Origin of the sequence: Nostoc sp. ATCC 53789, from assembly GCF_009873495.1 — a bacterium.
GTDB lineage: Bacteria > Cyanobacteriota > Cyanobacteriia > Cyanobacteriales > Nostocaceae > Nostoc > Nostoc muscorum_A.
This window is the reverse complement of the sequence record NZ_CP046703.1, coordinates 3,940,124-3,960,841: the sequence shown is the minus strand read 5'-3', so window position 1 is coordinate 3,960,841 and position 20,718 is coordinate 3,940,124. Positions and strand designations below refer to the sequence as shown.

The window sequence follows — 20,718 nt, the reverse complement described above, 5'->3', positions numbered from 1 at the left end:
TTAGTTTTAACTCCTAACGCTTTATAAATTCTCTATGAGCCAGAAACGGATTTTAGTGACTGGTGCAAGTGGTTGTGTAGGTCATTATTTAACAGAAGCCTTAATTAAAGAAACAGATCACGAACTGTATCTGCTAGTTAGGAATCCAAGCAAACTGCAAGTTGATACTAAAGCCCGTTCAGGTATCAACGTTTTACAAGGTGATATGCAAAATATTCGCCAGTTTGCCGATTTACTATCCACAATTGATACGGCGGTACTCACCGCCACAGCTTGGGGTGGTGATGAAACATTTGATATTAATGTCGTCAAGACTATAGAATTGCTCGAATTACTAGATCCAGAACGTTGCCAGCAGGTGATTTATTTTTCGACAGCTAGCGTTTTGGATCGCTACAATCAACCATTAAAAGAAGCCGGGGAAATTGGGACAGATTACATCCGTTCCAAATATGAGTGCTTACAGAAAAAAGAAAAATTAGCGATCGCACCCAAAATTACCACAGTTTTTCCGACTATAGTATTGGGCGGTAATGCGAATAAACCCTATTCTGCTGTCACATCTGGTATTACAGAAGTGACGAAATATATTAATGTGATTCGTTTTTTGGAAGCAGATGGCAGTTTTCACTTTATCCACGCACAAGATATTGCCACTGTAGTGCGATATTTAATCGATCATCCTGCCAAAAACGATCAACCACGTCGGCTTGTTTTGGGTCAAGCACCGTCAACTGCTAATCAAGCAGTAGAACAAGTTTGTGCTTATCTGGGGAAAAAGATTTACTTTCGCATTCCCATCTCTATAGCATTGGCTAATTTGATTATTGTTCTGTTTCGTATTCAAATGGCTGCTTGGGATAGATTTTGCATGAACTATCGGCATTTCACTTATGAAAAATTCATAAATCCCAATAGTTTTGGCTTGCCAAATTATTGTGCAACCATGAGTGATGTTTTAAAAATTAGTGGCGTTGAACGTGCTGATTGAGAAAATATCTATTATTTGCTAATGATAACGGTCATTTCTGGCAAAGATCAGCCGACAGAAGCTGCCAGTTCTTCGCCTAAGTCCTACTGATATGAATTTAGTTTGCAGCCTGGTCGTAGTTAGAGAAACCAGAAATCTCCTGATTCCTGCTTTAACATACTTTTCTTTTTGCCGATTAGCTGCAAGAATTCCAGTTGCTAGCCGCCCATTAAAGGAAAAAATATCGGTGGTAAGATAAAACAACTTTAATAAAAAGTCAATAGCTCTTTATTTTCGTTAGAGTGGGATAACAATCAAAGTGTGAGGATTGATACTACATGCGAATCTTGTTAGTGTATCCAATATTTCCTAAAACTTTTTGGTCTTATGAAAAAATCTTAGAGTTAGTCGATCGCAAAGTTTTATTACCACCTCTGGGTTTAGTCACAGTAGCGGCGATTCTGCCCCAAGAATGGGAATTCAAGCTGGTAGATCGCAACATCCGCGCAGCAACAGAAGAAGAGTGGGCATGGGCAGATATAGTAATTCTGTCTGCGATGATTGTCCAGAAGCAAGATTTACTTGAACAAATCCAGGAAGCTAAAAAACGTGGCAAGTTAGTTGCAGTTGGCGGCCCCTACCCCACCTCTGTACCTCACGAAGTTGAAAATGTTGGCGCAGATTTTCTGATTCTGGATGAAGGGGAAATCACTCTCCCCATGTTTATTGAGGCAGTTCAACGCGGAGATACATCTGGCACTTTCCGCGCCACAGAAAAACCTGATGTCACAAGCACGCCAATACCCCGCTTTGATTTATTGGAATTGAATGCTTATGACATGATGTCGGTGCAGTTTTCGCGCGGGTGTCCCTTCCAGTGCGAATTTTGTGACATTATTGTTCTCTACGGACGCAAACCACGCACCAAAACCCCAGCCCAACTGTTAGCAGAGTTAGATTGCCTCTATGAATTGGGTTGGCGGCGGGGTGTGTTCATGGTGGATGACAACTTTATTGGCAACAAACGAAATGTAAAATTGTTGCTGAAAGAGTTAAAAGTCTGGATGGCAGAACACAAATATCCCTTCCGATTTGACACGGAAGCTTCAATTGACTTAGCCCAAGACGCTGAAATGTTGGAGTTGATGGTTGAGTCTGGTTTCTCGGCGGTGTTTTTGGGAATCGAAACGCCGGATGAGGATAGTTTGCAAATGACTAAGAAGTTTCAAAATACTCGCAGTTCTCTAACTGAGGCAGTGGAAACCATCATCAAAGCGGGATTGCGCCCAATGGCTGGGTTTATTATCGGCTTTGATGGCGAAAAAGCAGGCGCAGGCGATCGCATTGTCCGCTTTGCTGAACAAGCAGCTATTCCCTCTACTACCTTTGCAATGTTGCAAGCGTTACCTAACACCGCGCTTTGGCATCGTCTGAAAAAAGAAGGACGACTGCGGGAAAATCAAGATGGCAACATCAACCAAACAACGTTGATGAACTTCTTGCCCACCCGTCCGTTAGAAGAACTTGCTAGAGAATATGTTGAAGCATTTTGTACTTTATACGATCCAGTAAATTACTTGGATCGTACCTATCGTTGTTTCTTAATGATGGGTTTACCGAGTTGGAAAGCGCCAGCAAAAATGCCAGAGTGGATAGTTGTCAAAGCGTTGCTGATTGTAATTTGGCGACAAGGAATCAAACGGGAAACCCGTTGGAAGTTCTGGCACCATTTGTTTAGCATTCTCAAGCGTAACCCTGGAGTGATTGAGCATTACATCTCTGCTTGCGCCCACAACGAGCATTTTCTAGAGTATCGGCAAATTGTGCGCGATCAAATTGAAAGTCAGCTAGCTGAATATCTCGCACAAGGTGCAGAAACGCCTTATGTGCTAGTGAAGGAAAAAGCAGAGGAAAAAGCTGAAGCGGTAGTTAGTTAAGCGCGGTAACAGATAAGCAAATCCGCATCTTCACCCGTACACTTGTACGGGTGAATTTGCGTTTATAGCTAGTGGCATTTATAAATGAAAATAGTTATTGCAGAGGCCAGTTTTCCTCCTGCCTTCTTCATATTTTATCTACCGCGATCGCGTTCTAAATCATCAATCACTCTTTGCAAATACCACTCGTCTGACATTCCAGGATGATAATCCTGTTTTTGCTGAATCAATCTTTCGGCAATTTCCCAATATCCCCCAACCATGCCCAAAAGTCGCTGATGTAGCATGTTATACTTTTGCTTTTTTGACTGGGGACTAAATTTTTGGATTTTTTCTAGGCTACTTAAAACTTGTTGATAATTTCCCCAGTCTTCTTGTTCACAAAAAATACTCGCCGCCCGTTGATAATCTTCCACGGCATTTTGCATTTCTTCTAAACAAGTAAAGGCAATGCCACGATTGTAGTAAGCTTGAGCATCATCAGGATTGATTTGCAGCGCTTGGGTGTAATCTTGAATTGCACCCAGATAGTTGCCCGTTGTGCGATAGGCATTACCTCTGGCAATATAAACTAGAGGATCTTGTGGTTGTATTTGGAGTGCTTGATTAAGATCCGCGATCGCACCTTGATGATCTCCCAATATAGAACGGGCTTTACCTCGGTTGCGGTAGACAATGGCATCTTGAAAATTTAGTCGCAATGCTTGATTAAAATCTGCGATCGCTTCTCGATAATCTCCCATTTTACAACGCACAACCCCACGACAGCAGTAAGCTTGGGCATCTTGTGAATCGGCTTTTAATACCCAGTTTAAATCGGCCAGTGCCTCTTGAGTATCTCCCTTTTCAGCTTTTTCTAATAACTGGGTGAAATAATCATTGGTGGATAAAATCGGCGCATTTGGCGAATGCGATTGTTGTACAACAGGTAATTCTTGGGGTTGTAGCTGTTTAATTCGTTCCAGACACAGGCGACAGTTTTCTTTATCCTGTTGTTCAAGATATAATTGTGCAGCCTTTTTAAAGTTAGCGATCGCATCTTGAAGATAACCCTGTTTGCGCCGCACCATTCCCCGCAGATTATAAGCCGCAGCATAATTGAGATTGAGACGAATAGCGCGTTCAACATCTTCCAGCGCCCCTGGTAAATTTTTCAGCGCCACCCTAGCCAATGCACGACAATAATATGCTTCTACACTCTCAGGATTAAGTTTCAGAGCTTCAGTATAATCTGAAACAGCCTTAAGGATTGCTCCTGAGTCATAATATGCTAAACCCCTTTGCAAGTAAGCTTCGGCAAAGTAAGGTGTCAGTTGTACAGCATGGCTAAATTCCTCAATTGCTCCAGCGTAGTCTTTTCGCCTAGCCTTTTCCAATCCTCTATTGTAAAATTCGTCATTCATAACATTTGTTTGGTTGATTCAGTTAGTTGAATTCCAGCAAGCTTGCTTCGTAGCCTAACCTATCCACTTACTCTTAATATTCTAAGTATTCAGCGTAGCTTTGCTTCATTTTGGATTTGCCGTGAATTAAAACGAACAAACCCCGTAAATTTTATTGGCGATATTCATGCAATTGAATATTGTACACTCCAGGTTTTGCAGTTAGATTTAGTACAAATCTTGGCTAAAACTTTGATTAATCTTATCAATAATGAGTTATACCAATGAAAATCAGAACTATCACAACAGGTATATCACTTCAATCTTTACAAGATCAGGAAACAATTAAGCAAGCTGCTGACTTTAATCAGCAAGCAAAGATTCTCTTTGAAAAACAAGGATATGAAGTACAAACAACTAGAATCGCCACTAATAGCTGGGAAGAATATCTGCAAGGCTTGTCGAAAATTGAAATTATCAATGGAATTCAAACTCTAGAAAAACTTTGCCAAAGTTTGAATATCAGCTTTTTCAATATTGGTTATGCCAGCAAACCTGAAACTATAAATATAATTCCAGATATCAACAAAAATACATCGATTATTTATTGCTCTAGCAAAATTGGCGACAGTGAAACTGGTATCAATTTTGAGAATGCTAGGGAATCCGCTAAAGTTATTAAACGTATTTCCCAAGAAAGTGAAAATGGTTATGGTAATTTTCGTTTTTGTGCATGGGCAAACTGTCAGCCAGGTATCCCATTTTTTCCTACAGCCTACCATAGAGGCAATACATCTTTCGCTATAGGTTTAGAGTTAGGTGACTTGGTAATGCAAGCATTTTCACAAGCTAAAAATATGATAACAGGAGAGCAAAACCTGCAATTACTTTTAAAATCTGAATTAAATCAAGTTGCGGTTATTGCCGAAAAAATATCTGATAGATTCGCCGTTACATATACAGGAATCGATACCTCTCTAGCCCCATCCTTGGATAAGAAAAACAGTATTGCTTTTGCTTATGAAAAATTGATTAATGGTAAGTTTGGGCATTCTGGAACTCTCAGCATTTCTGGTATGCTGACTCGTGTACTGAAAAATGTATCAGTAAAAATCTGTGGTTACTCTGGGCTGATGCTTCCAGTTTGTGAAGATGTGGGACTGGCTACCAGAGCTAATGAGCAAACTTATGATATTACAAATTTATTATTATATTCAGCAGTTTGTGGTTGTGGACTGGATACAGTTCCGATTCCGGGTGATATAACGATAGAAAAAATTGCAGCTTTATTAATTGATATGGCAACTTTAGCCATCAAGTTAGATAAACCACTCTCAGCTAGATTATTTCCAATTCCAAACAAAAAAGCTGGGGAAATGACTACATTCAATTCCCCATATCTCGTAGATTGCAAAATATTTACATTTGACTAGAATTATTCCGAAAGCAAGCTAGGAGAAGTTAGTACAAAAACATCCCTACTTCCTTGAGCGTCATACTGTGGTTTTATGGGAGTGGTGAAGTGGAAAAAATCATGATCATTAACTAATAAAAGTTCTCCCGGATTTAAAACTTTGCTAAATACAGGATTTTCTTTTTTGGCAGCATATAGATGTGTTTCTCCACCTTGAATATTATCTCTATCTACTGAAAATATGCCGATAAAATCAGTACCATCTTGATGGATACCTTCAGGTGCTGGATTACCCAAATTATCTGCTGAACAAATAGTTCTAATTTGATGAACTCCGATTTCAGCTTCAGGATGAAGTTTACAAGAATCACTAAATGCTAAGACTAGATTTGTAAAAATATCAAGTTCTATGAGTCCATCATCTAATTCTGCGAACTCTCTTTTTATATCACCCACTAATGGATTATACTCTTTACTTTGAAAGAGATAGCCATGAGGTAATTTGATTAACTGATTTCCAGAAACTGTAAACCGAGATAATCTTCTGGAACGATAGTTGCCTTTGATGTAAGGATCAATAGGCATATTACTAAAAAATGGCTTGAAACCTTCTGGATTGATTGAATTTACTTTTCTTAGAGTAAACAGAAAAGCATATTCTAATTCCGTTGCTGTCTCCAATTTTTGCATAGGATTTACCTCCTTGCACGTTGAAATCTCCCGGATTTTTTATGGGAGGCTTATAATGCTTAGTATATGCTACTTTTTATTACTATGTTGTTAATTTAACTACAAAAGTTGACAATCTATGATATATAAAGTTGCTTGATTTCTGTCACAGGGTGGAGTTGCGGCTGCAAAGATTTACTGTTGAGAGTTAGGTGGGTAAGGAATCGACGTATATTTACTAGCAGCAACAAGGGGCTTGCAAGAAAATAAAATACCAGTCATTCTAGAAGAATAGGAGGCGCGGATCTGCCCGCGTTTGCTCTGAATTTCTAGAATTGGAATCACAGGGTTCATGCTTACCGACACCATAAAATCTACCTTCAAAGATGCAGCCAAGAAACTAACTGGCAGCTGTAAAAGAGACTTCATGGCAAAAGTTACTGAAGATTACTTCGATAGTTCAGCACGCATTGCAGAAACAGTTTTAGGATGGAATCGCTCCTGTGTACAACTTGGCTTGCATGAACGGCGGACAGGGATAGTCTGTGTGGATAACTATCATGCAAGGGGACGACATAATAGTGTTGAGATTCTGCCCAATTTAGAAGCAGATATTTGTTCTTTGGTAGATGCTCAAGCCCAAGCAGATCCAAAATTTCAATCGACCTTTCTATATGCTCGTATCAGTGCCAGAGCGGTACGAGAAGCATTAATCAGTGAAATAGGTTATGACCACAGTCAATTGCCGTCTCGTCAAACTCTGGGGAAGATTCTTAATAGCTTGGGGTATCGCCTAAAAAAACACAAAAAACAAAGCCCTTGAAAAAGATTCCGCAAACAGATGCCATTTTCGACAATGTGTTTCAGGAAAATCAGGCATCGGATGAGAATCCCAAATCGTTGCGAGTCTCTATCGATACTAAAGCCAAGGTGAAGATTGGCAATCTTTCCAGAGGTGGTAAAGCTCGAACACTGGAAGCAAAAGCTGCGGATGACCACGATACACAGTGGGAGGCAGTCTTAGTTCCTTTTGGCATTCTCAACACACACAGTGAAAAGCTTACGATTTACTTAGGTCAGTCGGCTGAAACCAGTGATTTTATTGTCGATTGTTTAACTGCTTGGTGGTATGAGAATCAACACGATTACCAAGATTATGATGAATGGGTGATTGACCTTGATGGTGGTGCAGCAACTCGCAGTAACCGCACACAGTTTATCAAACGTATGGTTGAACTGTCTCAAGCAATTAATTTAAGAATCCGACTGATTTACTATCCTCCGTACCATAGCAAGTACAATCCCATAGAGAGGTGTTGGGCAGCCCTAGAGAACTATTGGAATGGCGCAATTCTGGATTCGATTGAAGTTGCCATCAAGTGGGCTTCCAATATGACTTGGAAAGGGATTGCACCCATTGTTCACCGTGTTGAAGCAACCTATGAAAAAGGAATCAAGGTTCTCTCACAAGAGTTAGAACACTACCAAACCTTCTGGCAACCTTCCGAAACTCTACCTAAATGGGATATCACAATTTTCCCCGTTTAATTGGTATCTTATTTTCTTGCAAATCCCCAAGGTTTTATAATGATGGATTGGCTTTACCGTTACCCACCTTTGTATCCGGGTATTTTACTCAAGCGTTACAAGCGATTTTTTGCTGACGTTCAACTTACTTCTGGCGAAATAGTGACAGCACACTGTCCTAATACAGGGCCAATGACTGGAGTATCAACTCCCCAAAGTGCTGTACAGCTTTCCAAAAGCGATAATCTTAACCGCAAATTGGCTTACACTTTAGAACTCATTCAGGTACATGACAATGAGCCGACTTGGGTAGGCATAAATACTTTTTTGCCCAATCGGGTAGTAAAGCTAGCTTTGGCAAAATATCTTTTCCCAGAATTGGGTGAGTATAGTCAAATCAAGGGCGAGGTGGTTTATGGGCTAGATAAAAAAAGTCGAGTAGATTTTTTCTTGACGGGGAGTGATGAGGAACGCCCGATTTATTTAGAAGTTAAAAATACAACTTTGTCTGAGGGGAGACTAGCTTTATTTCCCGACACGGAAACTACAAGAGGACAAAAGCACTTGCGAGAACTAATGGCGTTGCTACCTTTAACTCGTGCGGTGATGCTTTACTTTATTAATCGCGGTGATTGTATCGAGTTCTCCCCTGGCGATCGCACAGATCCTGTCTATGGTAAATTATTGCGGGATGCGATCGCTCTTGGTTTAGAAGTCTTACCTTGCCGTTTTGACATATCCCCCGAAGGTATCCGTTATTTGGGTTTAGCAAAACTCAAAATTTGATTATACTTAATTAAACAATAAACCCATCTAGATCCTGTCTAGATGGGTTTGTTGGTAGTTGGTGTTTACTAAAAAACATTCAACCAGATTTTAATCAAGAAACGACTATAGGTAGTCGCCACCCCAGAAATAGCATTCACTATTCTGAAGTTTGCTTATGCAGGAATCAAAACTGTGTCAATTACGTGGATGACACCGTTATCAGCAGCAACATCTGCTGTTGCAACTTTTGCATCATTGATTTTAACGCCATTAGAAGCGTCAATTTTTACATCTGAACCTTCAACTGTTTTAGCTGTCTTCAGTTTAGCTACATCAGCAGCCAGTACTTTACCTGAGACTACATGATAGGTCAAGATTTTCTTGAGCTTTGGAATATCTTTCAGTAATGCGTCTACTGTACCTGCTGGAAGCTTGTTAAATGCTTCATCTGTGGGTGCGAAGACGGTGAATGGGCCATCACCTTTCAGTGTATCTACCAGACCAGCCGCTTGGATTGCTGCAACTAGTGTCTTGAAAGAACCATTGTTAGTGGCAGTGTCAATTATGTTGGCCATGTGTTTTACCTAGTTCTGTGTAACCTGTTACAAATCTAAACTATCTTTCCATAAAAGCTATCTATCGTTAGGCGTATGTCAAATCAATTTTTTTATTGATAGCATAAAAGTTTATATATATTTTTATACAAAGAGAGAATTATATGTAGTTGATCTATATGGGTGAGTTACAAGCACTCCTGGATTCGTGGTTTACCGCCGCAGATATCGCTCCTTTTTTACACATCGGTAAGTGCGATCGCTTGTCACTAGTATTAGTACAGCAATTAGAATACCAACTAAATTAGGCAAAAACTCATTTAAAAATACTTTGTTGGTAAAAAGGTATCTTAGTAGCTTTTGACCAATTTACTAAAAAACCTATGCTGGACAAGCAATTTAGGGGATTTTCAAAGTTTGACTTGCCTTATTCAAACTTTTTGTCAGGATTTGATAACCAAAAATGTTGGTAATAAACGTGTTTAACTGATATTATTTCATCACTAAATACATTTCACTTTTTGTTTGTGTAATTCTACTTGGAAATAATAACGGCTCATCATAACCAATGCTTTTAGCAGTTGCGAGACCGTTTATTTCCAGGATTTTTCGTGCGTAGGAATTACGCCAAAATTCTCTCTAAATGAGGTTTATCCATATCCTCTGCATTCTATGCAGTTTATTTTCTGTTGCCTGTACGTAAGTCAGGTAAGTCAACAATGAGACTTTTAGGTAATATTTTCCCCAAACTATAAATTTCATGAACAGAAGAAGACTTATCGCTTGGATTGCTACAGCAGTTACCAGCATGATGCTGGTAATAGGCTCCCAGTTTATCAATTTATCGCCAGCAAACTCCACAACCACACTTAGAGTGTTTGCAGCTGTCAGCTTAACAAATGCGCTTAATGATATTAAGACTCAGTACCAAAGTGCTAACCCAAGTGTTAATGTTGTCTATACTTTTGGTGCTTCTGGCACCTTACTTAGCCAAATACAAGCAGGAGCAGCAGCAGATATTTTCATTTCTGCGGCTACTGATCAAATAGATGTCTTGCAAAATGCAACCCCAAGTAAATTAGTTGCAGGTAGCCGTAAGAACATTGTTAAAAACCGTCTAGTTTTGATTGCTCCTACGACACCTCCTGTTAGTGCTGGTAGTGCTGCTCTGACTAGCTTCAATGGTTTGACCAACGCCAACATTACCGGCATCGCGATAGGTGACTACACAGGTACTCCGCCAGTTGTACCAGCAGGAAATTATGCCAAACAAGTTCTTACTAGCCGAGGTATTTTCACTACTGTTAGCCCTAAAACATACCTCGCTAGCAATGTGCGTAATGTCTTAACTGCTGTTGAAAATAAAACTCTTGTAGTTGGAGGCGTAAGTAAAACTATTGATGCAGGTGCAGTTTACAAAACCGATGCTGCAATTTCTACCAAGGTAAGAGTCGTAGAAACTGCTTTAACAACAGAAAGCGATCCGATTGTCTATCCACTGGGTATACTCGCCAACACTACAGTTTTATCGACAGCACAGAGTTTTTCTACCTACTTAAGTGGTACTACTGCCCAGAATATCTTCAAAAATACTTACGGGTTTATCTTGCCTTAATCACTACAAAGTAAATCAAGTACTCGCTGTCATGAATTTTGAACTATTTGGAGTTATGTCTTGTGAAGTTCACTAAAAAACTCTCAATTATTTTTTGTAGTTTGACCACTGCTTTCCTTCATACCGCTGTTATTACCAATACTTATAAGTCAGCAGCACAAGCAGAAGGACAAGAACTGATTACCAACGGGGGATTTGAAAACGACGGACTCGTAGATCCTAATAATCCCAACGCTACAAATCCTAATCTTACAGGATGGATTAAAACTGGCGATCCGATAGATACATCAGGTACTAGGATTGACAATTTTTCTAACACTGGGAACCAAGGTTTATCGCTTGGTGGATTTATAGACTTGAGCTACATATCACAGACTATCCCTACAGTTGTCGATCAATACTACAAACTTACTTACTATTTTGCATCCACTGAAGAGGCACCTGACCTAAAGAATAAATTTAAGGTTTTTGTAGGTGGAAATAAGGTTTGTAAGAAAAAGGATACTTCTTACCAACCCTACACACAATACACCTTTTATTTTAAAGCCAAAGCTACATCCACCGAGATCAAGTTTGGTTCCAAAGCCAAGTATGCATTTTTATATTTGGATGATGTGAGTGTCAAATCTACAGATCAACAAGGGGAAAACTCTCAGTGTGATCAGATAGATGATGGGGATGAATAAACCACAGCTCGCAAGCCAACCCTGATTCTCTTAAAATTCCAAGCGATATCTGGCTCTATAGTGTTGAGAATACCGCTTAAATTCATCTGATTAAAAAACTCCATAATCGGTTTATGGAAAGATTATCTATGGTGAATAGTTAACTCTTATCAACCTGAATAAAGTGTTTATTTTTATTGGCACTAATTAGAGCCAGCATAGATGTAACTATCAACTTGTTTTAACTGTCGTAAATTGTAATTATTTGGAGTCAAGTTTCATGAAGTTAACTCAAAAACTCTCAATTATTGTTTTTAGTTTTACCACTACCTTAATTAGCACTGCTGTGATTACCAATACTTGTAATACAGCAGCACAAGCGGCAGAACTTGTTAGAAATGGAAGCTTTGAAATCGATCCTCTCGTAGATCCTAATAATCCAAACGTTACAAATCCTAATGTTACAGACTGGATTAAATCTGGCGATCCGATCGATACATCAGGGATTAGAATTAACAATTTTCCTCAGTATGAGAGTGGTAATCAAGGTTTATCCATTGGTTCGTTTGTAAATCCTGCTTATATATCTCAGAATTTGGCTACAACTATCGGTAGTAACTATAATCTCAGTTTCTTTTTAGGAACAGACGAAGATAGCAGTCAAGTTGATAATATATTTCAGGCATTTGTCGATGGAAATAAAGTCTTTGATAAAATAAATACTATAAATGTTGCTGGATCTCCTTTCACACAATATGACTTGAATTTTTTGGCAACAAAATCATCTACAGAGTTAAAGTTGGGTGGTAGAGCTAGCTATGGTTTTTTATACTTGGATAATGTGAGTGTAGAACCTCTGGCTGTGCCTGAGCCATCAAGTATTGGAGGAATAGCAATTGCTGGCTTGTTGGGAATATGGCTGAAGAAAAAGAAGACAATTAGCTTGAAAGAATAGCCCTTTTTTGTCACTCTCAGAAAACAACAGAGCGATCGCTATACAATCTTAATCGGGTGTTGCACGATCGGATATGAGTAAGCTGATATAGCCACTTTCAACCAAAATAACTGGGTTGGTTTCCGGGTTTCCATTTAATATTGCAACCAACACTCGGCTTTTGGTCGCTTGTAACAGGTTTGCCTACCAGCACTGCTTCAATGGCTGCGCGTAAATCTGCGCCTGTTACAGGTTTACCATTACTGGGACGGCTATCATCTAATTGTCCCCGATAAACAAGTTTGCGTTGCTCATCAAATACAAAAAAATCAGGTGTGCAAGCTGCTGTGTAAGCTTTTGCCGTCTCCTGACTCTCGTCGTAGCATAAGGTAAAATTAAATCCTTGTTCTGTGGCAAATGCTTGTAACGACTCTGGCGCATCATCTGGGTAATTCTTCGCATCGTTAGCACTGATAGCAACGATCGCTAAATCACTTGTAAAATAATCTTTTCCTAACTGCACTAATTCTTGTTGGATGTGCTTTACAAATGGGCAATGGCGACAAATAAACATTACCAACAACGCTTTTTTATCTGCAAAGGTAGAAAGTGAAGTTGCCTTTCCAGATACCACTTCAGGTAGATTAAAATCTGGTGCTTTTGTGCCTAGCGGCAACATAGTTGAAGCAGTTAAAGCCATAGTTCACCTAATATTTTTACGCTAATAAGGGCTTTTGCTATCAGTATATTTTCACTCTAGCACTAAGCTTTCCATAAAAGAAGAGACGGTAAATCTACCGTCTCTTAATATCTATTGAGAATTACGTTATAAAAAATTAGTTTTTACAGATTTGCCAAAACACCAACAATACCGTGTCCTGTGAATACTTCTAATGCTATTAGAGAAACAAAACCAATCATTGCTAAACGACCGTTGAGCATTTCTGCATAGGGAGTGAAACCAGTGCGATCGCCTTGCTCGTCTATATAAACCTTTGGCTCGATCGCAAAGTTGTTCAGTTTGCCTTGGTCGTCAATTATAGCAGTGCTTGTACGCATGGATTTTTCCCTGTTTTCTCTTTATGTAAATAACTGTAACAAAGTTATTAATATTTGTAAAGTATCTTAATCTCCTCAAGTAGAAGTCCAAGGCAGAGATATGATAGTGGATCGAGTTCAAAGCCATGTCTAACGAACAGGCTCCGCTTCTTCTGCATAAGCACTTTCAGTCACAAATCCATTCCTAAAAACTAATGCATCGATTTCGAGTAGAGGTTATTGCCAAAACGCCAAACCCGCAGCAGGTGATTTATGCCGCGATGCACCAGGACTATACCGATGGGTTCGTGTTTGATGAGCGCGACTCCTGGCCGTCAGAGTCACAAAGCGGCGAAGTTATTGTTAAGCGACTTTTAGCGGGTGAGAGGGGACACTATGGGCCTCTAGAGCATCCTCAGATTGTTTTCAACTGTGGTTACTTTCCCCACAGTGTTATGCAGCAGGCTCGTACACATCGTGTAGGAGTATCATTTGATGTTCAGTCTTTTAGGTACACAGGCAACCAATTTATTGATGTACTAGAAGGTAAGAAAGACATAGAAGATGTTTTTTACCTACGCCCTGTTGGTTATTACACTGATAGACAAGGCAAAAAATACCATTATTCACCAGAGCAACGAGCAGCAGATTTGGAGTGGTGTTTGGAAGCAGCTAAACGATATCAAGCTGATTTTGAGGGTGGAATGTCTGAAGAACACGCAAGAGGTAAAGTGCCTTTTGACTATCGCCAGCATTTTGTAGTGAGTTTCAATTTAAGGTCTTTCTTGCATTTTTGTGACCTGAGAAATAAGAAAGATGCTCAACTTGAAATTCAGAAATTGTGTGAAATGATGTGGCCTCACTTTGAAGATTGGGCACCTGCGATCGCACAATGGTATGAAAAACAGCGTCTTGGTAAGGCCAGACTTGCACCATAATCATACTTTGTTCTGGCTCAAGGGGATTGTCCAAACAGCCACCAGAAAATCATAAATAAAAAATTAGTAAAATGTTTTCATGCGTCGAGACTCAATATTTTACAAACTGTTTCAACAGTCTCCAACTTTGCTATTTGAACTGTTGACAAATCCTCCAACTAACGCAGATAGTTATCGTTTTGATTCAGTCGCAGTTAAAGAACCAAAATTTGAAATTGACGGAGTATTTCTACCACCTGAAAGCGATGGTGCTGGAGTTGTATATTTTTGTGAGGTTCAGTTCCAAAAAGATGAACAACTTTATGAGAGAGTATGGGCTGAATCTTCGTTATATTTCTACCGCAACCGTGTCAGATTTAGCGACTGGCAAGCAGTGATAATTTACCCATCGCGCAGTATTGAACAAATCGATATTCATCCTCATCGTTCATTGCTGAATGGTGAACAAATACATCGGGTGTATTTAGATGAATTAGGGGATATTCGTCAATTACCTATATGGGTAGCCTTGATGGTATTAACTACAGTGGATGAAGAACAAGCACTAGAAGAAGCAAGGTATTTGTTAACAAGAACTGCTCAAGAAATGCTATCACCATCGAGTCGCGCCATAATTGAATTAATAACAACGATTATGGTGTACAGGTTTGAACAATTAACTCAAGCGGAGGTAGAGTCTATGCTAGGAATCGCGCTAAAGGAAACGCGAGTTTACCGAGAAATTAAGGAAGAAGGACGTGAGGAAGGACGTGAAGAAGCAACAGCTAATCTCATTCTCCGGCAATTGACTAAGCGATTTGGGAAGCTTTCTGAGGAAATACGCTCCTCAATTTCTAGTTTACCTGTGCCTGTTCTGGAAGATTTGAGTGAAGCACTGTTAGATTTTACTAGTTTGGCCGATTTACAGGTTTGGCTAGAAGCGCGATGAATCCTTATATGCGAAAGCTGACATAACTTGCAGTGGGATAAAGCAAACTATCACACTCCGATTTTTAGGTATGATTTAGAGCGATCGCACAATGATATGAAAAGCAGATTTGGGCAAGGCAAGATTAGCATCTTAATGCCTTTATTTGAAATACAAAGTTCAAAGTTTAATACTTTTTGGAATTTGAACTTTATAATATTATTTTTAGTACTAATTAAAATGTAAAGCTATGTCAATACTAAGTGATAATGATATCAAACAAGAGTTAGGAATCAATATATTAATCTATCCATTCACGCAAGATAATCTTAAAGGTGCAAGTTACAATTTAACAGCCAGTAAGTATGCTTGGAGTTTATCAACTAAGCAAAGTATTTATAATAGTCTACAGGATAAAATTATTATTGCTCCAGGAGACACTGCTCTAATAGAAACTAATGAAACAGTTTGGGTATCCAAAAAAATAACAGGAACCTATCATTCTAGGGTTACTCAAGTTTCACAAGGTACTGGTCATATTGGAACTACTCTTGATCCTAATTATATAGGTCCTTCACTAATTTCATTACCCAATCATAGCAGTAATCCAGTAGAATTAATTCCGGAAACAACTAACTTTGTAACTTTAGCATTTCAGTATCTTCATACAGAGTCTAGCAGAGAACATGGCAACACACATGGTAGAAGAGATATTCTTGGTGAAGTAGGTATACAAACAAATAGAGAGGAGAGCAATGCTCTTGACAAACCCTACATGAGTAATAAAGATTTACTCCTATTAAAACTAGAGGAATGTAAAGATTATCAGAGTATAAAAAGTGAACGTGAAAAAAAAGCTAATCAAAATAACACAGAAGTTCAAAACAAAAATAAAAAAATCCTATCTCTAAAATTGTATGCTGCTTTTATTGGATTAATTCTTGTGTTAGGATTATTGACTGGGTATCTACAAGCCAATCAAAAGCAACTAGGACAAAAAAATTGGTATGCTGGAACTAATTATACTATCAATGCTCTTATGATTGTAATATCTTCTGCATTGACAGCCCTAATTACTGTTGATCTCAACCGTAAAATATAAGATTTGTTATGAAAATTAAACAAACACCATAGAGGTAATTTGTATATGAAGTTAAAAGTAGTGAAACTGGCTGATTCAGCTATTATTCCTAAATATGAACATCCAAATGATGCAGGCTTAGATCTAGTCTCTATAGACGAATTAGAACTTCCTGCTGGAGAAAGTAGGCTAATACATACTGGCATTTCAATAGAATTGCCTCAAGGAACAGAAGCTCAAATTCGTCCTAGAAGCGGTCTAGCTCTTAAATATCAAATTACTGTTTTAAATACTCCAGGTACGGTAGACGAAGGTTATCGAGGAGAGATAGGTGTAATTTTAATCAATCATGGTAAAAGTTCTTTTCAAGTCACAAAGGGAATGAAAATCGCTCAAATGGTTATTACACCTGTTGTTCGGGTTGATGTTGAAGAAGTTAATAGCCTCAGTCTTACATCTAGAGGAAATGGCGGTTTTGGCTCGACAGGAATTACAGCAAATGTGTAAACTTGCATATTATCTAGACTATACGCGAGCTAGTGTCACAATTTCAGCCTGATCCTGATATTTACCCTTGCGAGTTTCGTAACTGATATCGCAAGGTTCACCTTCTAAAAATAACAACTGCACGACCCCTTCATTGGCATAAATTCGACAGTCAGCACTGGAAGAATTGGAAAATTCCAACGTAAGATGACCTCGCCATGCAGCCTCAGCAGGTGTTAAATTTGCTATAATACCACACCTTGCATAAGTAGATTTACCAATGCAAAGCACAGTGATATTACCTGGAATATCCAGCCTTTCTAGTGCAACTCCCAGACCGTAGGAGTGAGCAGGTAAGATAAAATAACTGTCATTACCATCTGTGTGTAGCGGTGTTGGTTCCAAATTTTGAGGATTAAAGTTTTTGGGATCAACTATAGTTCCAGGAATGTGGCGAAAAATGCGGAACTCAGCCGAGGAAAGACGGATATCGTAGCCATAGGAAGAAAGACCATAGCTAATTACAGGTCGTACCCCTGAATCTCCATCTTTTTGCACTTTTCGGATTAAACTTTCCTCAAAGGGAGAAATCATACCCTTTTGAGCCATTTCAGTAATCCAATTATCGTTCTTAATCACAAGTTGACACCACAGCTAATTCAAACCAAGTTATCAGCATACCTTGGCCAACGTCACAATCTCAGCCTGATCTTGATATTGACCCCGACGAGCATGGTAACTGATGGCGCAGGGTTCGCCTTCTAAAAATAGCAACTTCACTACCCCTTCATTTACATAGATGCTACAGTCAGCACTAGAAGAATTGGAAAATTCTAAAGTTAAATGACCACGCCATGCAGCTTCAGCAGGAGTTACGTTTGCTATAATACCACATCTCGCATAAGTAGATTTACCAATGCAAATCACAGTGATATTACCCGGAACCTCCAATCTTTCTAGAGCAACGCCCAGACCATAGGAGTGAGCAGGTAATATATAGTAACTGGCATTAGCATCTGTGTGCAGTGGTATTGGCTCCAGATTCTGAGGATTAAAGTTTTTTGGATCAACTACAGTTCCGGGAATGTGTCGAAAAATGCGGAACTCAACCGGGGAAAGGCGTATATCGTAACCATAAGAAGACAAACCGTAGCTAATTACAGGTTGAAGCGCTACAGACTCATCTTTTTGCACTTTTCGGATTAGGCTTGGCTCAAAGGGCGAAATCAAGCCCTGTTGAGCCATTTCAGTAATCCAGATATCGTTCTTAATCACAAGTTCGTTGCTAACGTTAATTTAAACAGACTTGATATAGTAGCACGAACCGAGTACTTACTTTGTTTAGGGTCGATAACTCCGACGGATTTCTGTAATTTGATCTGCTACATCCAAGAGAGATTTTGGCATCTCTGGCCCTGTGAGAATGATATCAACGTGAGGAGGACGTTTTGCCAGAAACGCTAAAACCTCCGTTTCAGGAATTAAACCAAAGTTAATCGCCAAACTTAACTCATCTAAGACCACGAGAGAATACTTGCTCTCACACACTACTTGTTGTGTATATTGCCACAGTTCTTGTAAGGCTTTATTTTCCGTATCATCTAAATGTGGTGTATCGATACAACGAGGCAAATCACAGCGAATCCAATCTAAATTTTGTCCTAATTGTATGGGTCGATCGTGTCCTTGACGAATACCTCCTTTGAGGAACTGCACGATTAATACTGACGTTCCTTGTCCAGCTATTCTCAGTGATTGAGCTATAACGCTCGTAAAAAAATTACGATGTGAGCTAGTGAAAACTTGCACTAGTCCTTCAACTGGATATGGCAAGATAAGGGTTGAATTGATGTTTTGAGTTTCTAGCTGGGCAACCATAGGGTTAAGTTCAAAAAGATACAATAATTAAGTTTCTTTGCTGTCAGTAATTAGTACAAATCTGCCTGTATAATCAATCTGTTTTTCACAGGTGTGGTGGATTTGACAAATTGCATTCTTAGTCAAACACTACGTTTGTGTGTAAGTCAATAGTTGTTTTGATTTAAATTTACGTCTTTTCGCTGAAAATAGTTGTAAAAGTTAAAACATAAGAGTTACAGTTCCAATTATTTAAAAAGGCTGGGTATAACGTCTGAAAATTCCTAGATGTTAGATTTGTCGGTTGTTTGGGCAAAACAGACTTAGCAAGTAGTGAATTTGACAGCATGAGGAGTGAATTGTTGTGAGATTGGTGATTCTGGGAGGTTCAGGATCGGGGAAAAGCACTCAAGCACAAAGGCTTGGCAGATACTTTGAGATTCCTCTGATTTCTACAGGTGAGATTTTACGGGAAGCAATATCTGGCACTCAGCCCCTGCCGGAATTTCGATGGTCGGAAGCCGATCCCCGGACTTCTCTTTCGGTTTACGCTAGTCTAAGTGAACTAGGTTATCACGCACTGCCCTACATACAAAAAGGGGAGTTAGTTCCAGACGAAATGATTGTTGATTTGATCAGACTTCGCCTCAGACAACCAGATATTAACTGCGATTGGGTCTTAGAGGGCTATCCTCGTACAGCCTTCCAAGCTGAGGAATTAGATTTTTTATTGGATGATTTAGGGCAAAAGCTAGATTGGGCAATTTATCTCCAAGTTTCAGAAGCAGTGATGGTTAGTCGTTCTTTGGGGCGATCGCTACCAGATGACCAACCCGAAATCGTGCAGCGCCGTGTAGAATTATTCTACGATCGCACCATTCCAATCCTAGAATATTACGACCGTCGTCGCTGCCTATTGACCATCAACGGCGACCAATCACCAGAAATGGTGCAGCAAAATATTTTGACTCTGCTTTCAGTTCCTTGAAGAGTGCTGAGTACTGTTAGCGCTAGCGGGTCGTTTAGCCCGTGCTGAGTCAGAGAGTTAGGAAATGAATTCTTGGCAATGCCCAATGCCCAATGCCCAATGTCTAAAAAGATGATTTACAACACTAAGGTAATCTTAAGGCAGTATTGTAAAATTTGAGGCAATTCCAATGGCTTGGCAGCGTCCAGACGGCCGTCTTCCTTACGAACTACGTCCGATAAGCTTTTACCCCAGTTTCACACACTTTGCCCCCGGTTCTGTTCTCGCAAGATGCGGTGATACTCAGGTACTTTGTACTGTTAGCGTTAATAAGGGAGTCCCGAAGTTTCTCGAAGGAACTGGTAAAGGCTGGTTAACTGCTGAGTACCGAATGTTACCATCCGCCACTCAAAAACGCCAAGAAAGGGAATTATTGAAATTATCTGGACGGACGCAAGAAATTCAACGTTTAATTGGGCGCAGCTTACGTGCAGCAGTGGATTTTGAGGTATTAGGAGAACGCACGCTGACTGTAGATGCCGATGTCTTGCAAGCAGATGCTGGAACTCGAACAACAGCGATTACAGGCTCCTTTGTGGCGTTGGCTCATGCGATTTCTAAATTGTTGCAGGAGGGCGTGTTAGAGCGATCGCCTCTGTGTGGACAGGTTGCAGCAATTTCCGTAGGATTACTGGAGGGAGAACCATTTTTGGATCTTAATTACATCGAAGATGTGGCTGCAACAGTAGACTTTAACGTGGTGATGAATCAACACCTGGGCATCATTGAAGTCCAAGGAACAGCCGAAGAAGGGAGCTTTAGCCGCACTCAGTTGGATCAACTTCTCGATGTCGCCCAAAAAGGAATTCAGGAATTGTTAATCCTTCAACGCGAAGCGATCGCTGATTGGGAATCATTGGTTGTGATTAATTAGTTTTATTAATTTTTAATAAGAATTAATAAATGTATCCTCTGTGGTGTTAATCAACAAAGTATCAAGTAACTGGGT

The 20,718-nt window shown here is 39.6% G+C and carries 24 protein-coding genes; 16 read left to right on the top strand and 8 right to left on the bottom strand.

All coding sequences use genetic code 11. The features are described 5' to 3' along the window. The first annotated feature begins 34 nt into the window (after window positions 1–34). Both GJB62_RS16360 and GJB62_RS16355 read left to right on the top strand, forming a co-directional pair. Window positions 35–991: an NAD(P)-dependent oxidoreductase gene (locus GJB62_RS16360; RefSeq protein ID WP_114081375.1), complete on the top strand. Its 957-nt coding sequence runs from the start codon at window positions 35–37 to the stop codon at window positions 989–991. 317 nt (window positions 992–1,308) lie between these two features. Then, on the top strand, window positions 1,309–2,907 hold the full coding sequence (locus GJB62_RS16355) for a B12-binding domain-containing radical SAM protein (protein WP_114081376.1): 1,599 nt from the start codon (window positions 1,309–1,311) through the stop codon (window positions 2,905–2,907). A gap of 134 nt (window positions 2,908–3,041) precedes the next feature. Here GJB62_RS16355 and GJB62_RS16350 read toward each other — a convergent pair whose 3' ends face one another. After that, complete coding sequence (locus GJB62_RS16350; protein WP_114081377.1) at window positions 3,042–4,310, bottom strand: tetratricopeptide repeat protein; 1,269 nt, start codon at window positions 4,308–4,310, stop codon at window positions 3,042–3,044. A gap of 263 nt (window positions 4,311–4,573) precedes the next feature. On the opposite strand from GJB62_RS16350, the gene GJB62_RS16345 reads away from it, so the two are divergent. Continuing rightward, complete coding sequence (locus tag GJB62_RS16345) at window positions 4,574–5,722, top strand: DUF711 family protein (RefSeq protein WP_114081379.1); 1,149 nt, start codon at window positions 4,574–4,576, stop codon at window positions 5,720–5,722. Between the two features lie 2 nt (window positions 5,723–5,724). Here the strand turns inward: GJB62_RS16345 and GJB62_RS16340 are convergent, their stop codons facing one another. Next, window positions 5,725–6,393, bottom strand: coding sequence for a 2OG-Fe dioxygenase family protein (locus tag GJB62_RS16340; RefSeq protein WP_114081380.1), 669 nt, complete (start codon window positions 6,391–6,393; stop codon window positions 5,725–5,727). A gap of 331 nt (window positions 6,394–6,724) precedes the next feature. Between GJB62_RS16340 and GJB62_RS37060 the strand changes: the two genes are divergently transcribed. From GJB62_RS37060 to sfsA, 3 genes are read left to right on the top strand one after another with little or no spacing between them, the layout of a single operon-like run. Next, window positions 6,725–7,195, top strand: a complete 471-nt coding sequence (locus GJB62_RS37060; protein WP_114081799.1) for a hypothetical protein — start codon at window positions 6,725–6,727, stop codon at window positions 7,193–7,195. Beyond that, the gene (locus GJB62_RS37055) at window positions 7,192–7,920 is read left to right on the top strand and encodes a transposase (protein WP_179071338.1); all 729 of its coding nucleotides are present in this window, start codon (window positions 7,192–7,194) and stop codon (window positions 7,918–7,920) included. The genes GJB62_RS37060 and GJB62_RS37055 overlap by 4 nt, the downstream gene beginning before the upstream one ends. Before the next feature lie 39 nt (window positions 7,921–7,959). Beyond that, on the top strand, window positions 7,960–8,685 hold the full coding sequence (gene sfsA, locus GJB62_RS16330; RefSeq protein WP_114083006.1) for a DNA/RNA nuclease SfsA: 726 nt from the start codon (window positions 7,960–7,962) through the stop codon (window positions 8,683–8,685). A 155-nt stretch (window positions 8,686–8,840) separates the two neighbouring features. Here the strand turns inward: sfsA and GJB62_RS16325 are convergent, their stop codons facing one another. After that, complete coding sequence (locus GJB62_RS16325) at window positions 8,841–9,242, bottom strand: fasciclin domain-containing protein (protein ID WP_114083007.1); 402 nt, start codon at window positions 9,240–9,242, stop codon at window positions 8,841–8,843. Between the two features lie 158 nt (window positions 9,243–9,400). Here GJB62_RS16325 and GJB62_RS38025 point away from each other — a divergent pair, with 158 nt between their 5' ends. The 4 genes from GJB62_RS38025 (at window position 9,401) to GJB62_RS16310 (ending at window position 12,456) form a co-directional block, all read left to right on the top strand. Beyond that, on the top strand, window positions 9,401–9,529 hold the full coding sequence (locus tag GJB62_RS38025; protein WP_258551453.1) for a hypothetical protein: 129 nt from the start codon (window positions 9,401–9,403) through the stop codon (window positions 9,527–9,529). A gap of 452 nt (window positions 9,530–9,981) precedes the next feature. Beyond that, window positions 9,982–10,836 carry a molybdate ABC transporter substrate-binding protein gene (modA, locus tag GJB62_RS16320; protein ID WP_114083008.1) on the top strand — a complete coding sequence of 285 codons (855 nt, stop codon included), beginning with the start codon at window positions 9,982–9,984 and terminating at the stop codon, window positions 10,834–10,836. Window positions 10,837–10,898: 62 nt separating this feature from the next. Beyond that, window positions 10,899–11,522 (top strand): DUF642 domain-containing protein, encoded by a 624-nt coding sequence (locus GJB62_RS16315; RefSeq protein WP_159402524.1) that lies wholly within the window; start codon window positions 10,899–10,901, stop codon window positions 11,520–11,522. Between the two features lie 259 nt (window positions 11,523–11,781). Then, complete coding sequence (locus GJB62_RS16310) at window positions 11,782–12,456, top strand: PEP-CTERM sorting domain-containing protein (RefSeq protein WP_114083010.1); 675 nt, start codon at window positions 11,782–11,784, stop codon at window positions 12,454–12,456. 97 nt (window positions 12,457–12,553) lie between these two features. On the opposite strand, the gene GJB62_RS16305 is transcribed toward GJB62_RS16310, so the two are convergent. Next, window positions 12,554–13,135: a thioredoxin family protein gene (locus tag GJB62_RS16305; RefSeq protein WP_114083011.1), complete on the bottom strand. Its 582-nt coding sequence runs from the start codon at window positions 13,133–13,135 to the stop codon at window positions 12,554–12,556. 143 nt (window positions 13,136–13,278) lie between these two features. Next, window positions 13,279–13,494, bottom strand: a complete 216-nt coding sequence (locus GJB62_RS16300; protein ID WP_114083012.1) for a chlorophyll a/b-binding protein — start codon at window positions 13,492–13,494, stop codon at window positions 13,279–13,281. A gap of 194 nt (window positions 13,495–13,688) precedes the next feature. Between GJB62_RS16300 and thyX the strand changes: the two genes are divergently transcribed. The 4 genes from thyX (at window position 13,689) to dut (ending at window position 16,906) form a co-directional block, all read left to right on the top strand. Beyond that, window positions 13,689–14,411, top strand: a complete 723-nt coding sequence (thyX, locus tag GJB62_RS16295; RefSeq protein WP_012409077.1) for an FAD-dependent thymidylate synthase — start codon at window positions 13,689–13,691, stop codon at window positions 14,409–14,411. Window positions 14,412–14,490: 79 nt separating this feature from the next. After that, a complete protein-coding gene (locus GJB62_RS16290; protein ID WP_114083013.1) occupies window positions 14,491–15,339 on the top strand; it encodes an Rpn family recombination-promoting nuclease/putative transposase in 849 nt (282 codons plus the stop codon). A gap of 229 nt (window positions 15,340–15,568) precedes the next feature. Beyond that, window positions 15,569–16,420 (top strand): deoxycytidine triphosphate deaminase, encoded by an 852-nt coding sequence (locus GJB62_RS16285; RefSeq protein ID WP_114083014.1) that lies wholly within the window; start codon window positions 15,569–15,571, stop codon window positions 16,418–16,420. Window positions 16,421–16,465: 45 nt separating this feature from the next. After that, window positions 16,466–16,906: a dUTP diphosphatase gene (gene dut / locus GJB62_RS16280; RefSeq protein WP_114083015.1), complete on the top strand. Its 441-nt coding sequence runs from the start codon at window positions 16,466–16,468 to the stop codon at window positions 16,904–16,906. Between the two features lie 18 nt (window positions 16,907–16,924). Here dut and dcd (GJB62_RS16275) read toward each other — a convergent pair whose 3' ends face one another. The 3 genes from dcd (GJB62_RS16275) to GJB62_RS16265 form a co-directional block, all read right to left on the bottom strand. After that, window positions 16,925–17,494: a dCTP deaminase gene (dcd, locus tag GJB62_RS16275; protein WP_220186659.1), complete on the bottom strand. Its 570-nt coding sequence runs from the start codon at window positions 17,492–17,494 to the stop codon at window positions 16,925–16,927. A gap of 63 nt (window positions 17,495–17,557) precedes the next feature. After that, window positions 17,558–18,130, bottom strand: coding sequence for a dCTP deaminase (gene dcd, locus GJB62_RS16270; protein WP_220186660.1), 573 nt, complete (start codon window positions 18,128–18,130; stop codon window positions 17,558–17,560). A gap of 96 nt (window positions 18,131–18,226) precedes the next feature. Next, a complete protein-coding gene (locus GJB62_RS16265) occupies window positions 18,227–18,763 on the bottom strand; it encodes a P-loop NTPase family protein (protein ID WP_114083018.1) in 537 nt (178 codons plus the stop codon). Between the two features lie 343 nt (window positions 18,764–19,106). Here GJB62_RS16265 and GJB62_RS16260 point away from each other — a divergent pair, with 343 nt between their 5' ends. Both GJB62_RS16260 and rph read left to right on the top strand, forming a co-directional pair. Continuing rightward, on the top strand, window positions 19,107–19,730 hold the full coding sequence (locus GJB62_RS16260) for a nucleoside monophosphate kinase (RefSeq protein WP_114083019.1): 624 nt from the start codon (window positions 19,107–19,109) through the stop codon (window positions 19,728–19,730). Between the two features lie 169 nt (window positions 19,731–19,899). Continuing rightward, window positions 19,900–20,643: a ribonuclease PH gene (rph, locus tag GJB62_RS16255; protein ID WP_114083020.1), complete on the top strand. Its 744-nt coding sequence runs from the start codon at window positions 19,900–19,902 to the stop codon at window positions 20,641–20,643. Window positions 20,644–20,718: the final 75 nt, after the last annotated feature.

Excerpts from the sequence above, each read along its gene's own strand:
- modA (WP_114083008.1), top strand. The coding sequence starts at position 9,982 with ATGAACAGAAGAAGACTTATCGCTTGGATTGCTACAGCAGTTACCAGC.
- dcd (WP_220186660.1), bottom strand. The coding sequence starts at position 18,130 with ATGGCTCAACAGGGCTTGATTTCGCCCTTTGAGCCAAGCCTAATCCGA.
- thyX (WP_012409077.1), top strand. The coding sequence starts at position 13,689 with ATGCATCGATTTCGAGTAGAGGTTATTGCCAAAACGCCAAACCCGCAG.
- GJB62_RS16355 (WP_114081376.1), top strand. The coding sequence starts at position 1,309 with ATGCGAATCTTGTTAGTGTATCCAATATTTCCTAAAACTTTTTGGTCT.
- dcd (WP_220186659.1), bottom strand. The coding sequence starts at position 17,494 with ATGGCTCAAAAGGGTATGATTTCTCCCTTTGAGGAAAGTTTAATCCGA.
- GJB62_RS16290 (WP_114083013.1), top strand. The coding sequence starts at position 14,491 with ATGCGTCGAGACTCAATATTTTACAAACTGTTTCAACAGTCTCCAACT.
- GJB62_RS16310 (WP_114083010.1), top strand. The coding sequence starts at position 11,782 with ATGAAGTTAACTCAAAAACTCTCAATTATTGTTTTTAGTTTTACCACT.
- sfsA (WP_114083006.1), top strand. The coding sequence starts at position 7,960 with ATGATGGATTGGCTTTACCGTTACCCACCTTTGTATCCGGGTATTTTA.
- GJB62_RS37060 (WP_114081799.1), top strand. The coding sequence starts at position 6,725 with ATGCTTACCGACACCATAAAATCTACCTTCAAAGATGCAGCCAAGAAA.
- dut (WP_114083015.1), top strand. The coding sequence starts at position 16,466 with ATGAAGTTAAAAGTAGTGAAACTGGCTGATTCAGCTATTATTCCTAAA.
- GJB62_RS16325 (WP_114083007.1), bottom strand. The coding sequence starts at position 9,242 with ATGGCCAACATAATTGACACTGCCACTAACAATGGTTCTTTCAAGACA.
- GJB62_RS16285 (WP_114083014.1), top strand. The coding sequence starts at position 15,569 with ATGTCAATACTAAGTGATAATGATATCAAACAAGAGTTAGGAATCAAT.
- GJB62_RS16340 (WP_114081380.1), bottom strand. The coding sequence starts at position 6,393 with ATGCAAAAATTGGAGACAGCAACGGAATTAGAATATGCTTTTCTGTTT.
- rph (WP_114083020.1), top strand. The coding sequence starts at position 19,900 with ATGGCTTGGCAGCGTCCAGACGGCCGTCTTCCTTACGAACTACGTCCG.
- GJB62_RS38025 (WP_258551453.1), top strand. The coding sequence starts at position 9,401 with ATGGGTGAGTTACAAGCACTCCTGGATTCGTGGTTTACCGCCGCAGAT.
- GJB62_RS16345 (WP_114081379.1), top strand. The coding sequence starts at position 4,574 with ATGAAAATCAGAACTATCACAACAGGTATATCACTTCAATCTTTACAA.
- GJB62_RS16305 (WP_114083011.1), bottom strand. The coding sequence starts at position 13,135 with ATGGCTTTAACTGCTTCAACTATGTTGCCGCTAGGCACAAAAGCACCA.
- GJB62_RS16360 (WP_114081375.1), top strand. The coding sequence starts at position 35 with ATGAGCCAGAAACGGATTTTAGTGACTGGTGCAAGTGGTTGTGTAGGT.
- GJB62_RS16300 (WP_114083012.1), bottom strand. The coding sequence starts at position 13,494 with ATGCGTACAAGCACTGCTATAATTGACGACCAAGGCAAACTGAACAAC.
- GJB62_RS16265 (WP_114083018.1), bottom strand. The coding sequence starts at position 18,763 with ATGGTTGCCCAGCTAGAAACTCAAAACATCAATTCAACCCTTATCTTG.
- GJB62_RS16350 (WP_114081377.1), bottom strand. The coding sequence starts at position 4,310 with ATGAATGACGAATTTTACAATAGAGGATTGGAAAAGGCTAGGCGAAAA.